A 14,856-nucleotide genomic window follows, 5' to 3' on the forward strand; every position below is an offset into this window, starting at 1 on the left:
ATATCGGCACCCGGCGCGGTGGGTTCAGCGGACGCCGGCCTTGGTGCCCGCGAGCGCCGCGTCGACGTTGTCCTTCGTGATCAGCAAGGGGCCGGTCAGCAGCGGGTTCTGCGGCAGGAGCACGCCGTAGGACAGGTACTGGTAGGCCGCCGACACCGTCTGGAAGCCCTGGAGGTAGGGCTGCTGGTCGATGGCGAACAGCTGCTTGCCGGACTTGATCCGGTCGAGCTGGGTCTGGGAGATGTCGAACGTCCCCAGCTGGACCTTGCTGCCGACGCCTGCCTGCTGGATCGCGGCCGCGGCGCTGTCCGCGTCCGAGACACCGATCGTCACGACCGCGTCGACGGAGGAGTCCTTGAGCAGCGCACCCTTGATCGACTGCGTGACCGCGGAGGGGTTGCCGTTCTGCGAGGCGGGCAGGGCCAGCTCACGGGAGGTGGATCCCTTGCTCTTGGCTCCGTCCTTGATGCCCTTGCAGCGGGCCTCCGTGTTGGCCGCACCGGGCACGCTGTTGACGCACAGGATGTTCTTGGCGCCGGACTCGGCGAACTTGGCGCCGCCGGCCTTGCCGGCCAGGTACTCGTCGGTCCCGATGTACTTGACGGCGCCGACCTTGTCGGCCGCCTCGACGCCCCCGGTGTTGTAGATGAACACCTTGACGCCCTTGGCCACGGCCTGCTTGATCGCCGGGTCCTCGCTCGCCGGAACCCAGTCCGGCACCAGGATCGCCGACGGGTTCTGCGCCAGAGCGGTCAGGACCAGCTTGGCGACGTCGGGGCCGAGATTGTCGTAGTTCGCCGGGCCGAGGAAGGTGACCGAGCCGCCGCCCGCCTTCACCTGCTTCGCCGCGTCGTCCACACCGCGCTTGACGGTGGAGAAGAAGGGGTCGTCGGTCTTGCCGCCGATGACGTAGATGGACACCTTGCCGTTGGTCTTCGCGGTGCCTTGCGCCCCTCCGCTGCTCGCCGTCGCCTGTGCGGTGTCTCCCGTCGCCTTGCCGCTGGCGCAGCCGGTCAGGACGGCGGCGGCCAGGGCGAGCGCACTGACTGCGGGCAGGGCTCTACGGGAGATGCGACGGCCGGGCAGGGCTCGCCGGATCTGAGTGCGTTCCATGTGCGGGGTACTCCTTCGTGGTGCTGAGCAGAGGGGAGCAGAGGGGAGCAGAGGGGAGGGGAGGGCAAGGCCCGCAGGGCCTCGAAGCACGGGTGGGCGACGTGATCCACGGGGGGGGGGAGGAGCGGGCGTGGGTCTACTGCGAGGTGGAAGGGCCGCCGCCTGACCGAAGAACGCCGATTGCCGGAACCGGGGGCTTGGGACGCCCTCGGTCACGAAGCCGGTGTCATCGGAGGCCGGGGCCGCCGGGTCGCCGGGGTGCGCACCCGCCTCTGTGTCGGCGGGGCTTCGGCGGCAGCCGGTCGGCCGCCGGTCGTCGCCCCCCCACCAGGACATGCGCCAGGGCGGTCTCGTGGCCTACCGCTGTTGCGCTGCCGAGGTTCGCCCGGGGGACCGGAGCGTCGGGTGCGGTCGATGGCCATAGGACGCTCCTGAAGGTCAAGGACGGTCGGCCTGCCGGCACGGAAACCCGCGCGTATGCCGCCGCCCATGAGCCTGATCCGACTCACTTGGATCGGTCTCTTAGATCGATCTAAGTAATGCGATGGAGCATGCTTGTGTTTCCGGGAGGTGTCAAGGCTTTGTTCTGAAATGCCGGGCCCGGTCCCGAAGGGCTACGCGACGGCCCATCCGCAGTGACCTCGCAGGCCGGAGAGGGTGGCGACGGCGGCCGGCCGTGGTCGGCGGTCAACTGCGGTGGGCGGTACGGGACGTACGCCCCCGGCGGCTCCCTTCCGCCGCTGCCGGCTCCGCGGCCATGAGGGACGGCATAGCCGTTCACCTCGGACGATCCCGTACGGGGGCACGTTTCCACCCCCTCACAGCGGGCCTTTCCGGTGCCAGGCTGGCAGCCATACCCCCGCAATCCCCTTTTCGAGGAGCACCATCAGCATGTCCGGTTCCGACCGTCCCGCCGTCACTGTCGCCATCGCCTTCCACTCCGGGTACGGCCACACCGCCGTCCTCGCCGAGGCCGTGGCCCGTGGTGCGGCTGGCGCGGGTGCCGAGGTGATCTCCGTCGCCGTGGACGCCATCACCGAGGAGCAGTGGGCGCAGCTGGACGCCGCCGACGCGATCGTCTTCGGCGCGCCCACCTACATGGGCACGGCGTCCGCCGCCTTCCACGCCTTCGCCGAGGCCAGCAGCAAGCGCTGGTACACCCGGACCTGGGCCGACAAGATCGCCGCCGGTTTCACCAACTCCGGTGCCAAGAACGGCGACAAGTCCTCGACCCTCGGCTACTTCTTCACGATGGCCGCCCAGCACGGCATGCACTGGGTCAGCCTCGGCGTGCAGCCGGGCTGGGCCTCCACCGAGGGCAGCGAGGACGACGTCAACCGCCTCGGCTACTTCGTCGGCGCGGGCGCCCAGACCCCGGTCGACGCGGGTCCGGAGGCCGTCCACAAGTCCGACATCGCCACCGCCGAGGGGCTCGGTGCCCGCGTCGCACGGCAGACCGCGTTCTTCCGCGCCGGCCGCGCCGCCCTCGCGGCCTGAGGCCTGAGGCCTGAGCCCTGAGAAACCCCGCAGACACCCTAGGAGCACTCTCATGTCCGACGCCCCGAACATCGCCCTCGTCCGCCGGCTCTACGCCTCCGGCATGGCCCCGGACGTGGTCGGCGAGGTCATCGACCCCGACATCGTCTGGGACATCACCCCCGGATTCCCCTACGGGGGCGTCTACCAGGGCTGGGCGAGCGCCGGCGCCGACTTCTTCGGCCGGCTCGCGCCCGGCTTCACGTTCTTCGGCGCGGTGGCCGAGGAGTTCTACGGCTCCGGCGACCACGTCTTCGTCCGCGGCCACTACCACGCCGTCTCCAAGTCCGGCCAGGAGTCGGACGCACGGTTCATCCACCTGTGGACGGTCGGCGACGGCAGGCTCACCCACCTCGTGCAGGCCGCCGACAGCCACGTCGTCCAGCAGGCCCTGACCGCCTGACCACCCACACCTCATCTCAGGGGAGAACCCCATGGCGAAGATCCTCTTCCTCGTCACCGCCGCCGACCACTGGACCCTGGCCGACGGGTACCGGCAGCCCGCCGGTTTCTGGGCCGAGGAGGCCCTCGGCCCGTACGCGGTCTTCAAGGAGGCCGGCCACGGGATCGCCGCGGCCACCCCGGGCGGTGTCCCGCCGACCGCCGACCCGCTCAGCCTGACCCCCGAGTTCAACGGCGGCGAGGAGGGCGCCGAGCGGATGCGGACCGCACTGAAGGAGGCGACCGAGCTGGCTGACCCGATGCGCATCGAGGACGTGGACGTCGACGACTACGCCGCCGTCTTCGTCCCCGGCGGCTGGGGGCCGATGGAGGACCTGTCCGACGACCCCGAGACCGGCAGGCTGCTCAGCGCCTGGCTCGCCTCCGGCAAGATCGTGTCGCTGGTGTGCCACGGCCCGGCCGCACTGCTGTCCACCGTGGACGCGGAGGGCACGTCCCCGTTCCACGGCTACCGCCTGACCGGGCTGTCCAACTCCGAGGAGATCCAGAACGGCCTCGCCGACCGTGCGAAGTGGCTGCTCCAGGACCGCCTGGTCTCGGACGTGGGCGCGGACTACCGCAAGGGCGAGGAGAACTTCGCCCCCCACATCGAGGCGGACCGCACCCTCCTCACCGGTCAGAACCCGGCCTCGGCCGTCCCCCTCGCCCAGGAAGTCGTCAAGGCGCTGAGCTGACGCCCGGCGCTGTCGCAGAGAGCGACGGGTCACAGACGGCAACGCAAGGAAGAGGCGATACGGATGGACAGCAACGCGACCCTGCCCGGCGTCGAGGCTCCCGTGACGGTCGGTGGTCCGGGGGCAGCGGTTCCAGGGCCGCCGGGGTGCGTTCCGGGGATTTGTCCAGGGACAAAACTCTCCCCCCTCGCGGCCCCCGATTCCGTGCAACGCTGGCAGGCATGAGCAGGGACCCGCATCTGAACGAACTCGGGGAGTTCCTCAAGGCTCGCCGTGCCGAGCTCAGCCCCGCCGAGCTGGGCCTTCCCGACAGCGGTCAGCAGCGGCGGGTACCGGGCCTGCGCCGCGAGGAGGTCGCGGTGCTGGCCGTCGTCAGCACCGACTACTACACCCGGATCGAGCAGGGCCGCCTCCAGCCGTCCGCCCCGCTGCTGGCCGAACTCGCGCGGGTGCTCCGCCTCAACGACGACCAGCGCGCCTATCTCTTCGAACTCGCGGGCAAGACCCTGCCGCCCCGCACCGGCGAGCGGCAGCAGGTGAATCCTCAAGTGCAGCGCATGCTCGACGATCTCACCACCACGCCCGCGTTCGTGATCGGCCGTCGCACCGAGGTCGTGGGCTGGAACCGGTCGGCCGCCGCCCTGTTCGCCGACTTCGGACAGATCCCGGAGCCGGATCGGCTCTACGTCCGGCTGCTGATCACCGATCCCGCCATGCGCCGGCTGTACGCGGACTGGGACGAGGTCACCCGGCTGGCCATCGCACAGCTGCGCATGGAGAACGCCCGCTACCCGGACGACCCGCGGCTCACCGCCCTGGTCGGCGAACTCTCGGCGCGGGACGCCCAGTTCAAGCAGTGGTGGGCCGCCCACGACGTCGCCCTGCGGACGGCGGGCACCAAGCGACTACGCCATCCCGTCGTCGGTGACCTCACCCTCGACTGGCACACCCTGGCCTGCACCACCGACCCCGACCAGCACATCATCGTCTGGACCGCCCCGCCCGACTCCCCGTCCCACGACGGACTGCGGCTCCTGGCGTCCTGGGCCGCCGACCAGAACCTGACGGCGTCCGGCAGCGCCGCCACCCCATAGGGCGTTCTGCCCGGGGGCCTCCTTGCGGCGGGCGTGGAAGCTCATGGGGAGGACCATGATCACGGGAATCCTCGTGGCGGCCAACGGCATGAGCGCGGTCGCGACGTGCAGCCCCCGACAGGATCAGCCGGAGGACGCCGGAGGCCGCGAAGGAACCTGCTCCTCGATCGCGCCGCGGCGCACGCACGCGGGGGCGCGATCGGGGTTCGACGGGACGGCTGGGCCGATCAGCCCTTGAAGACGAGCTCGGCCCGGTCGCGCTTGGTGGTGTGCAGATCCCAGTAGACGGGCGAGATGTCCTCGGGCTGGATCACCGGCGAGCCAGGGATGAGGGCGACGGCGATCGAGACGTCCAGTGCGATGTGGGCGGCCTGGATGCCGGTGCCGTCCAGTTCCTCGTGCAGGTTGACCGCCCAGTTGCGCAGCGCTGCCGCGGCGGCGTTGACGTTGCCGACGACCGGCACGGGGTCGAGGGAGCCGGCGCCCGTGGTGAAGAGCAGAGTGCCGGCGCCGGCCTCGCGCATGGCGGGCAGCACCGCCTTGGTGGCGGCGATCGCCCCGTACAGCTGGAACTCGATCTCGTGCTGCACGTCGGACGGGTCGCTCTCGGCGGGAGTGGTCAGGACGACCGAGCCGAACGTTCCGAGCGGGGAGTACTCCAGGACGTCGATCCGGCCGAACCGTGCGGCGGCGTCCTTGAGGGCCTGGGTGAGGGCGTCGCGGTCCAGTACGTCCGCGGGGAAGGCGGCGGCGGTGATGCCCTCGGCGGTGAGCGTGCCGACGAGGTCGTCGAGCTTTGCGCGGTTGCGGGAGATCAGGGCGACGTCGTAACCCTGGGAGCCGAAGGTGCGGGCGATGGCCAGACCCAGCTGGGGGCCGGCTCCGACAATGGCGATGCTGGTCACAGCGATCCTTTCGTAGAACGCCGTCGAGGAGAGACGGACGGCGTCGAGGAGGCGGGATGATTCGGAAAGGGGTATCCGTTTCATGATTCGGATAGGCCTTTCCGTTTCGATGTGCCCACCGTAGCACAAGAAATGGATAGGGCTTTCCGATTGCTAGACTGTCCGTCATGACCCCCGGCGACCAGCACTCCGACGCCCCCGCTGCCCAGCCTGTGCGCAGTGACGCCGAGCGCAACCGCGGCAGGATCCTCGCCGCTGCGCGCGCCGTGTTCGGACGCGACGGCCTGGGCGCCTCCATGGCCTCGGTGGCCCGCGAGACAGGCGTCGGGATCGCCACCGTCTTCCGGCACTTCCCCACGAAGGAGGCGCTGGTCGCAGCCGTCTTCTCGGACCGGATGGACGCCTACGCCGACGCGGTCGCCACCGCCCTCGACCACCCCGACCCCTGGCACGGTTTCATCGGGTACATCGAGACCGCCTGCGCGATGCAGGCCGCCGACAGCGGTTTCGCCGACGTCCTGACCATGACCTTCCCCACCGCCAAGGCCATGGAGAAGCGCCGGAACGAGGCGTACGAGGGCATGGTGGAACTCATCAGCCGCGCCAAGGCCACGGGCCGTCTGCGCGAGGACTTCGACCCCTCGGATCTGGTCCTGCTGCACATGGCCAACCTCGGCGTCGTCAACGCCTGTGGTGATGCCGCGCCCGACGCCTGGCGACGCGTCGTCGCCCTGATGATCCAGTCCTTCGAGGCCCCGGCCCGAGGCACCCTTCCCGCCTCGCCCGAGCACGACGCCCTCTACAGGGCCATGCTCCGCGCCGCCCCGGTGAGCGGTGCCACGCGGAAGCCGGAGCAGAGCAGCTGACCTCCCGAGCCCCCGTCAGCCGGCGGAGGGCGATGCCGGCAGGTTCTGGTCGGCGGCCCAGGAGGCGAGGATGCGCAGCCGGTCGTGGGTGGCGGAGCCGGGCGCGGCGGTCCAGACGGTCAGGTTCTGGTCCGGGTCGGTGCTGGCGGTGAGGGTGTCCCAGTCCAGGATCAGTTCGCCGACCACGGGATGGTTCAGGGTCTTCGTGCCGACGGTGCGGCCGGCAACTCGACGGTCGCTCCACCACTGGGCGAACTGCTCGTCCCGCATGGACAGTTCACCGACCAGCTCGATCAGTCGCGGATCCTCGGGATACTTCGCCGCCTCCATCCGCAGCTGCGCCACGGAAATCTGCGCGGACGTCTCCCAGTCGGCGTACAGGGTCCGCATGGCCGGATCGGTGAACTGGATCCGGGGATAGTTGCGATGCTTTTCCGGGACCCGGGAGAAATCTGTGACCAGCGCGGCCGCCAGCGCGTTCCAGGCGAGGACGTCGCCACGCCGGCCTTGCACGATGGCCGGGGTGGCGGTGAGGTCGTCCAGAACCCGCTGAAGTCGAGCCTGGACCTTCTGCCTGCCTCGGCGCCGGGTGCGGCTGACGGTCCTGCCCGCGAGCTGGAAGAGGTAGCTCCGCTCGTCGTCGTTCAGGTGGAGCACCCGGGCCAGAACGCCCAGCACGGGCGCGGACGCCTGCATACGGCCCTGCTCAAGGCGCGTGTAGTAGTCGGTGCTGATGCTGGCGAGCTGGGCGACCTCCTCGCGGCGCAGCCCGGCCACCCGGCGGGGCCTGCCGGACTCGGGCAGGCCGACCGTGCGCGGGCTCAGCTCGGCGCGACGCTTCTTGAGAAATTCTCCCAGCTCATTGAGGGGGACGGTGCCGGTCATGCCACCCAGCATGGCATCGATCGCACGCGAGAAAGGGGGAGGAATTCTGCCCAGGATGTTTCCCTCCCCGGATGGATTCCTCCGCTTTTCGAGCCTTCCCGTGCGTGTGAGGCTCGATGTCGGGCCGCTGTTCAAGCCCCCTGAACGCGGCACCTCAGCCCCTCACACCCGAACCCTCGCAGTGAAGGAAAGACCACCATGCGCGGAGCAGTCATCCACGCCCCCGGCGACGTGCGCTTCGAGACCCTGGACGACCCGAGGATCAGCCGCCCCACCGACGCGGTCATCCGCACGGTCGCCACCTGCGTGTGCGGCTCGGATCTGTGGCCGTACCGCGGCCTGGAGCCCATCGGCGACCCGCACCCGATGGGACACGAGTACGTCGGCATCGTCGAGGAGGTCGGCGCCGAGGTGACTCACGTCAAGCCGGGCCAGTTCGTGGTCGGCTCCTTCGCCACCTCGGACAACACCTGTGCGAACTGCCGTAACGGCTGGCAGTCGAGCTGTCTGCACCGGGAGTTCATGAGCACCTGTCAGGCCGACTTCGTCCGCATCCCCAACGCCCACGGCACCCTGGTCGCCACCGACGAGCACCCCTCGGGCGACCTCGTCCCCAGCCTGCTCGCCGTCTCCGACGTGATGGGCACCGGCTGGTACGCCGCCCTCGCCGCCGAGGTCGGGCCGGGCTCGACGGCCGTCGTGGTCGGCGACGGAGCGGTCGGCCTGTGCGGCGTCATCGCCGCCAAGGAACTCGGCGCCGAGCGGATCATCGCGATGAGCCGCCACGAGTCCCGGCAGAAGCTGGCCGCCGAGTTCGGCGCGACCGACATCGTCAGTGAGCGCGGTGAGGACGGCGTCGCCCGGATCAAGGAACTGACCGGCGGCATCGGCGCCGACTCCGTCCTGGAGTGCGTCGGCACCGCCGAGTCCATGCGCCAGGCCCTGCACTCCGCCCGCCCCGGCGGCAACGTCGGCTTCGTCGGTGTCCCGCACGAGGTCGCCGTCGACGGCCAGGAACTGTTCTTCTCCCAGGTCGGCCTCCGCGGCGGCCCGGCACCCGTCCGCCGCTACCTCCCCGATCTCATCGACCGCGTCCTCTCCGGTCGCATCAACCCCGGCAAGGTCTTCGACCTCACCCTCCCCCTGGACCAGGTCGCCGAGGGTTACCAGGCGATGGACGAGCGCCGCGCGATCAAGGCCCTCCTCAAGCCCTGACCGTCGCCACCCCGGTGCCCCCTTTTCGCCCCCGGGCCGCACGCCGGCGCGTGTGCGGCCCGGGCCCGCGCCACACCCGGGGCCCGGCGGCACCACCGCCCCGCTCACGCTCACCCCCGACCCGGGCGACTTCCCCCACACGGAGCGAATCATCGACGTGCCTCGTCGGCCCACCACCTGCGGCGCACCGGATTCCGCCGCGGCCGAGGCGGCGGCCTGGCCTACAACGCCCCTGGGGCAACCTGGCCCTCTACCACCATGACGGCGGCGCCGACCCCGACGCCGGACCGGTCATCCCCGGGCGGGTGGCCGACGGCGCTGCCAGGCACCTCGCCATCGCCACCGAGGTCACCGTCGAAGCCGCCTCCCCTGACGGCCTTTCCTTCCCTCTCCCCTCCAAGAAGGAACACGGCACCTCGTTCGCCCACGGGTCACAGCGTGAGTACCTGTCCGGTGGGCAGGATGCGCACGTCGGTGTCGGGAGCCAGGTCGCGGCAGCGTCCTTGTGGTGCTCGGGATGGTTGCTGTCTTGCTTCACGCGGATCCGGTCGCCGATCGCGCCGGAGGCGGAGGCGGAATGGATCGGGACCGCCGGCCTGGGGCGCAACAGGGCGGTGGGTTCTGCGGCCTGAGCCGGTGGTCAGCAGGAGCCAGAAGGACTGCCCGTCCTCGGCTCCGAGAACAACGGACCCCTTGTTGAACGCGGCGTCGATCCGCGGGTCCTCGGGGCCGGCGCTCTCGTCGTCCTCCCAGAGCCAGGCCGCCTCCAGGGGGAAGGGGGGTCCTGCATGTCGCGGGCCGAGGTCGGGCCATGTGTCGGGCAGCCGGCCGAGTGGCTGGAGACCGCCGTCGCCGGCGGGGCCCAGGCTCGCAGGAAGCCGAGCGTGGTTTCGGCGGGACGCTGATCAGGTGTGTCTGTCACGGCCGCATGCCGGCACGAGGGGGCTGACAGCCCGTCGCGGCCGCCTCATCCCGGATCCGCGCCGCCACGTCGGCGCTTCACCCTGGCGATCTCGCCCGCGATGGGCAGCCAGTAGTAGAGGATGAAGGACGCGATCACGGCCATGCCGGCCGCGGGCAGCAGGGCACCGAGCAGGGTTCCGGTGCCGAGCCAGACGAGGGCGAGCCGGAAACGTCGGCCGATGGCTGTCGCCCCGGCCGCGTCGATGCTGGTGGCGAGCAGCCGACGGTCGTGACAGGCGTACCACCAGATGACGTTGAAGAGAACGGCCGCGAGTTCGAACGTGATGCCGTGCAGGACGACGGCGGTGCGCTGCCCGTGCCCGTCGCGGAGTGCTGCGGCCAGTACGGAGGCCGCGAAGGGCAGGAACGCGACGTCCATGAGCAGCACGGTGTTGAGGAAGAGCACCACCCGGTCGGCGCTGCGGATGTGGTCGAACATGATGTGGTGGTTGGCCCACACCTGCCCGATCAGCATGAAGGTGACCGCGTAGGCCAGGTAGGACGGCCAGAGCGCGGCGAGGCCGTGCAGCAGGTGGCTGGTGTCGTGCGGCGGGTGGATCTCCAGGACGAGCAGTGTGATGGCGATGGCGATGACGGCATCGCTGAACGCGACCACCCGGGCTGGGTGGCGCTCCAGACCGAACGGCTCTCCTGGTTCCTGAACAGGCTCTGTCATCGCCCCAGCCTCTGGCACCGGACGCCACTTCGCGAGCAACCGTGTGGCATTTCTCCGGCGGTGCAGGCCGGCGCGGACCATCGTGAAGGAGGGCCGGCGAACGACGGGCACGGGCCTTCACCTCCTGCAGGACCGGTCAGGGCCGGGCCGGGTCAGCGCCCCGGCGTCCCGCCGGATTCCTGCACCACCGAGAGCCATCGGGTGCCGTACTCGACGACGGTCCGCGCCACGCGCTGATCGACGGTCCCCGTGTACGTCTCGACGGTCCGGCCCTGAGGACCCGCGGACGCGCCCTTCGACGTCAGGCCACAGCCGGAGAGCGCCTCGCGCAGCCGGGAGAGGTCGGTGGTGAGGTCGCTCCGGCCGCCGTACTCGATGTACGTGTGCCGCGCCTTGGCCCCCCGGTCTCCCCGGAAGTCCCGGTCGTAGCTCCACGTGCTGCTCGGTCGCTGCAGAACCTGGTCCACCGACAAGCACCCTCCCACCGACCCGAGGGCCGGGTCGTCGCTCCCGTCCCCGCTCGCCCGCCAGTGCCACTCCTCGTACAACGGCAGCGCCTTGGCTGCCTTGAGCTCTATCACCCCGTTCCTCTGGTACGGGGTGATTCCCACCGCGGCCGACTGCGAGGCGGTCGGCGTCTTCGCCGGACGCGTCTCATGCGTACCGTTCCCCGGCAGGACGGCCCAGGTCACCACCCCCGCCACCGCGACGACGGCCGCGGCCACGGCACCGGACCGCCGACGGGCGAGCCGCCGGTCCCCCCGGGCGCGCAGTTGAGCCGCGGCGGGCATGCGCACCGTGACCTCGTCCAGCAGTTCCTCGACTTCAGCCATGGCTGGCCGCCCCCTCGGCAATGGAAGTGGGATCGCTCTCGGCGAGCCGCTCGCCGAGGATCTTGCGGGCCCGGCTGAGCCGGGTGCGTACGGCGCCGTTGGAGGCGCCGGTCTCCCGCGCGACCTGCTCCACCGGCAGGTCCAGGAGATGGTGCAGGACAACCGCCTGCCGCTGGTCGGGGGTCAGTTCGCGCAGCGCGGCCACCAACGCCACACGGTCGCCCGAGAGTTCGGGCACATCCGGCTGCGGGCCGTGCCGGAAGTGCGCGCGCAGCCTCCCCCTGGCCCGCCGCCATGTACTGATCGCCAGCCGCATCGCCACCGTGCGCACCCACGGCAGTGGATCACCCTCACGCGTGAGCTTCGCCCAGCGCTGCCACGCGCGTACGTACGCCTCCTGCACCGCGTCCTCCGCCTCCCCCAGGTCACCGGTCATCGCATAGACCACGGCAACCATGCGTTTGGCGGTGGCGGAGTAGAACGCGTCGAATTCCTCCGGCTGCGTCGCCATCCCCGTCGTCCCCCGTCCGTCGGGCACGTCCCCGTGCCGCGTACCTGCTCATGTCCAGGACACGCTCGGGGCCGGCGGGATGTTACGCAGGATCCGGACGGATCTGGGGAACGAACGGGCACGTCGTCCCGGCGGAGTCCCTGTCAGGGCATGGCGTTCGGCAGCATCACCGGGGCGCCGCGCCAGATCGATGAGCAGCACTCGCCGCGCCCTGCGTCCCACACGGCGAGGCCTCCGGCCGGGGAAGGTGCGCCGGAGGGCCGCTGCTTTCTCGCCGGGGGGCGGGTTCGTGGTCAGCCGATGTAGCCCTCGATGCCGGCGACGACGTCGGGGGACCTGTTCGCGTTGTGGATGTGGATGGTGCCGTTGGTGTCGACGGGAAGCGGGATGTGCCTGAAGGGAGCCCCTGCCTGCGGACTTCCCGCGGGCAGAGGGCTCCTTCGTGCGGTACGGCCGGCGGTTCAGCCGATGGTGGCGATGCCGTCGGTGGTGACGGTCGGGCGGCCCGCGGTGCCGACCACGACGATCTTCAGGGTGTGCTTGGCGGCGGCCGACCAGGTCTTGGTCCAGATCGCCTGGCGGTAGAGGGTGGTGGAGGACTTCAGGTCCACCGTGGTGACCTTGGTGCCGTCGACGTAGACGTACGCCTGGCCCGAGGTGGAGGCCCGCGAGACGATCCAGGCCACCGAGCGTCCGGTGAAGGTCCAGCTGATCGAGGCCTTGGCGGACGAGGAACCGTAGGAGTACCCGCCCAGGTAGCTGGTGCTGCTCTTGCGCGTCCAGCTGCCGGTCCGCGTGGTGGAGGTCTCCTGGACGATGTTCGGCGTCCGGTGGACGGAGGCGGCGGTGGCGTTGCCGGCCACGTCGTACGCCTTCAGGGCGAACAGGTCCGACGTGCCGGGCTTGGCGCTGGTCGACCAGGAGGTCGCCGTCGGGCCGAAGGTGGCCGAGGACGGCGAGGTCGCCGTGACCTTGGCGAGCGCCGCGTTGTCGGCGGCCTTCCAGGTCACCGTGACCGGGACGGAGGTGGAGCTCACCGTGCCGGTGCGCACCCGCACGCCGGGAGCGGTCGGGAACGTGGGCACGGTGGTGTCGCCGACCAGGGTGACCGAGCCGGACAGGGTGGTCGAACCGCGGACGTGGGTGGCGCGGACCTGGACGGTGTGGCTGCCGGCGGTCACCGGGACCGAGGCGGAGCGGGCGGAGCCGGAGGTGTGGGCCACGGCCTTGCCGTCGACCAGGACGTCGAAGCCGGAGATCACCGCGGACGGCGTGGCGGTCGTCCAGCTCACCGTGGCCGCGCCCTTGGTGTAGTAGCTCGTCCCGGATTTGGCCGCCCCGCCGGACATCCCGGTGACGGAGACCGCGCCGACCGGGCCGGCCGCGTAGGAGCGGATCGTGCTCAGGGCGTTGTAGAGCTGGTTGCCGGGGCAGTCGGTGGCGAAGCCGTTGCGGTGCCCGGAGATCGCGTTGAAGCCGTAGCTCTTGCCCAGGGTGAAGCCGTAGCTGTCGGAGGAGCCCTCGGGCAGGGACGCGGTACCGGTGCCCGGGTTCACGCCGGTCATGCCGAACTTCCAGGCCGCGATACGGGCGATGGAGCCCAGCATCGCCTGGCTCGGCGCGGCCCCGGTGAAGGTGCTGGCCGTGGAGTCGCCGCCGCTGAGGTCGGTGTACGTGCCGATGGCGGCCACGCCCATGCTGTTGGTGTTGAACCCGTAGGTCTGGGCGCCGACGACGGGGAGCGCCATTCCGCCGAAGCGGCCCTCGAAGATGGTCCCGCACTTGTCGACGAGGAAGTTGTACCCCAGGTCGCGCCAGCCCTGGTTGAGGTGCTCGGCGTAGATGCCGCGCACGATCGCCGGGGAGTCGGCGCAGGAGTAGTCGTTGGTGGTGTCCGTGTGGTGGACGAACATCACCTTCACCGCCGAGCCGTACGACGGGTAACCCGATTCCCGCGCGCACTCGTCCGCGCCCCAGCCGGCCCGGGTCACCACGGTGGGCGGCGCCACCGTCGAGACGGTCGCGGACGGCATCGGGTCGGGCGGGGTCGCCGACGCCGACGCGGACGGGCCGGACGAGGAGGTCGTGCAGGACGGGTACGCCTCGGACGTCGTCGGAAGCTGGCTGGGCCAGGTCGTCGGGGACGCGCTCGGCGAGGTCGAGGTGGTGGCGGAGGTGGAGGTCCCGGTGGACGGGGCGGCGGAGGTGGAGTCCGTGGCGGTGGAGGTGGCCGTGGAGGTGTCCGTGGGCGACGCGGAGTCCGTCGCGGTCGGGGTGTCCGAGGCGCCGGTGCCCGTGGTGGCCGGCGCGGTGTCGGCCGGGGCGGAGGTGTCCGTCGTAGCGGTGGTGTCGGTGGCCGCCGGGGAGGCGGTGTCGGTGGCCGTCGCATCCATGGCGTAGTCCGCCAGACCCATGCCGGAGTCCGGTGTCCCGCCGGTAGCGGGCTTGCCCGGGTCGACCAGGTCCACCCGCAGCCCGGCGGGCAACGCGGTCGTCCGGCCCGCGCCGGTCGCGCGGACCTGGATTCCGTTCGACGGCCCCGACCACATCGGGGACATCCCGCCGCGCACACCGGGACGGTTCAGCTCGGCGGCGTCGGGGAGTTCGTCCGGCTGCTGCATCTTCAGCCACCGGGTCCACCGGCCGTCGGCGGCGGAACGGGTCCGCACCTCCACCGTGCCGCGCAGCTCGGCGTGCGCGCCGTTCCAGGTGACGCCGACCATGCTGAACGGAGCCGTGGACCGGGCCCCCAGCGTCCTGAGCGACGCATCGGCTCCGGTCAGGGACAGCGAGTGGACATGCGTCTTGATCGGTCCCTGCGCGGCCGGCGCTCCATGGCCTGGTGAGCCGGCCGTGGCGACGGTCGCCACGGCCACGCCGCCGCCGGCGACGAGTGCCCCCAACGCGACCCACGTCCGCTTCTTCGGACCAGTTCGACGGCGACCGCGCCGAACGCTCTGTTCAGTTCTCATGCCCACCCGGAAGCCCCGTTGTCGTTGTCATCGGCCATCGCGGGGCACAGCCGTCACCGGAGTGCCCTGAGATACCAGCGCACCCGAACGATCAAGCGTCACATTCCCGGACCGGCGTTCGGCCGTGATGTCGCAGGCGACAAAGCCGGCG

General features: G+C 71.1%; 13 protein-coding genes. 6 read left to right on the forward strand and 7 right to left on the reverse strand.

The features are described 5' to 3' along the window. Nucleotides 1-24: 24 nt before the first annotated feature. Nucleotides 25-1,113 (reverse strand): substrate-binding domain-containing protein, encoded by a 1,089-nt coding sequence (locus ACFWPQ_RS09010; RefSeq protein WP_384031469.1) that lies wholly within the window; start codon nucleotides 1,111-1,113, stop codon nucleotides 25-27. A gap of 891 nt (nucleotides 1,114-2,004) precedes the next feature. Here ACFWPQ_RS09010 and ACFWPQ_RS09015 point away from each other — a divergent pair. From ACFWPQ_RS09015 to ACFWPQ_RS09030, 4 genes are all read left to right on the forward strand, one after another. After that, nucleotides 2,005-2,610: a flavodoxin family protein gene (locus tag ACFWPQ_RS09015; RefSeq protein ID WP_384031471.1), complete on the forward strand. Its 606-nt coding sequence runs from the start codon at nucleotides 2,005-2,007 to the stop codon at nucleotides 2,608-2,610. A 52-nt stretch (nucleotides 2,611-2,662) separates the two neighbouring features. Continuing rightward, the gene (locus tag ACFWPQ_RS09020) at nucleotides 2,663-3,052 is read left to right on the forward strand and encodes a nuclear transport factor 2 family protein (RefSeq protein WP_384031473.1); all 390 of its coding nucleotides are present in this window, start codon (nucleotides 2,663-2,665) and stop codon (nucleotides 3,050-3,052) included. A 31-nt stretch (nucleotides 3,053-3,083) separates the two neighbouring features. Then, nucleotides 3,084-3,785, forward strand: coding sequence for a type 1 glutamine amidotransferase domain-containing protein (locus ACFWPQ_RS09025; protein ID WP_384031475.1), 702 nt, complete (start codon nucleotides 3,084-3,086; stop codon nucleotides 3,783-3,785). A gap of 221 nt (nucleotides 3,786-4,006) precedes the next feature. Beyond that, the gene (locus ACFWPQ_RS09030) at nucleotides 4,007-4,879 is read left to right on the forward strand and encodes a helix-turn-helix domain-containing protein (RefSeq protein ID WP_384031477.1); all 873 of its coding nucleotides are present in this window, start codon (nucleotides 4,007-4,009) and stop codon (nucleotides 4,877-4,879) included. A gap of 227 nt (nucleotides 4,880-5,106) precedes the next feature. Here ACFWPQ_RS09030 and ACFWPQ_RS09035 read toward each other — a convergent pair whose 3' ends face one another. Beyond that, nucleotides 5,107-5,784, reverse strand: a complete 678-nt coding sequence (locus ACFWPQ_RS09035; protein WP_384031479.1) for an SDR family NAD(P)-dependent oxidoreductase — start codon at nucleotides 5,782-5,784, stop codon at nucleotides 5,107-5,109. 167 nt (nucleotides 5,785-5,951) lie between these two features. Here ACFWPQ_RS09035 and ACFWPQ_RS09040 point away from each other — a divergent pair, with 167 nt between their 5' ends. After that, on the forward strand, nucleotides 5,952-6,650 hold the full coding sequence (locus ACFWPQ_RS09040; RefSeq protein ID WP_384031481.1) for a TetR/AcrR family transcriptional regulator: 699 nt from the start codon (nucleotides 5,952-5,954) through the stop codon (nucleotides 6,648-6,650). 15 nt (nucleotides 6,651-6,665) lie between these two features. On the opposite strand, the gene ACFWPQ_RS09045 is transcribed toward ACFWPQ_RS09040, so the two are convergent. Continuing rightward, nucleotides 6,666-7,535: a helix-turn-helix domain-containing protein gene (locus ACFWPQ_RS09045; protein WP_384031483.1), complete on the reverse strand. Its 870-nt coding sequence runs from the start codon at nucleotides 7,533-7,535 to the stop codon at nucleotides 6,666-6,668. A 198-nt stretch (nucleotides 7,536-7,733) separates the two neighbouring features. On the opposite strand from ACFWPQ_RS09045, the gene ACFWPQ_RS09050 reads away from it, so the two are divergent. Continuing rightward, complete coding sequence (locus ACFWPQ_RS09050) at nucleotides 7,734-8,750, forward strand: zinc-dependent alcohol dehydrogenase family protein (RefSeq protein WP_384031485.1); 1,017 nt, start codon at nucleotides 7,734-7,736, stop codon at nucleotides 8,748-8,750. A 967-nt stretch (nucleotides 8,751-9,717) separates the two neighbouring features. Here the strand turns inward: ACFWPQ_RS09050 and ACFWPQ_RS09055 are convergent. From ACFWPQ_RS09055 to ACFWPQ_RS09070, 4 genes are all read right to left on the reverse strand, one after another. Continuing rightward, nucleotides 9,718-10,389 (reverse strand): TMEM175 family protein, encoded by a 672-nt coding sequence (locus tag ACFWPQ_RS09055; protein WP_384031487.1) that lies wholly within the window; start codon nucleotides 10,387-10,389, stop codon nucleotides 9,718-9,720. 152 nt (nucleotides 10,390-10,541) lie between these two features. Then, the gene (locus ACFWPQ_RS09060; protein ID WP_384031489.1) at nucleotides 10,542-11,222 is read right to left on the reverse strand and encodes a hypothetical protein; all 681 of its coding nucleotides are present in this window, start codon (nucleotides 11,220-11,222) and stop codon (nucleotides 10,542-10,544) included. After that, a complete protein-coding gene (locus ACFWPQ_RS09065) occupies nucleotides 11,215-11,733 on the reverse strand; it encodes a SigE family RNA polymerase sigma factor (protein ID WP_384031491.1) in 519 nt (172 codons plus the stop codon). The genes ACFWPQ_RS09060 and ACFWPQ_RS09065 overlap by 8 nt, the downstream gene beginning before the upstream one ends. Nucleotides 11,734-12,194: 461 nt before the next feature. Then, complete coding sequence (locus ACFWPQ_RS09070) at nucleotides 12,195-14,636, reverse strand: N-acetylmuramoyl-L-alanine amidase (RefSeq protein ID WP_384031493.1); 2,442 nt, start codon at nucleotides 14,634-14,636, stop codon at nucleotides 12,195-12,197. Between the last annotated feature and the right edge of the window lie 220 nt (nucleotides 14,637-14,856).

It is taken from the genome of Streptomyces sp. NPDC058464, assembly GCF_042721035.1.
GTDB lineage: Bacteria > Actinomycetota > Actinomycetes > Streptomycetales > Streptomycetaceae > Streptomyces.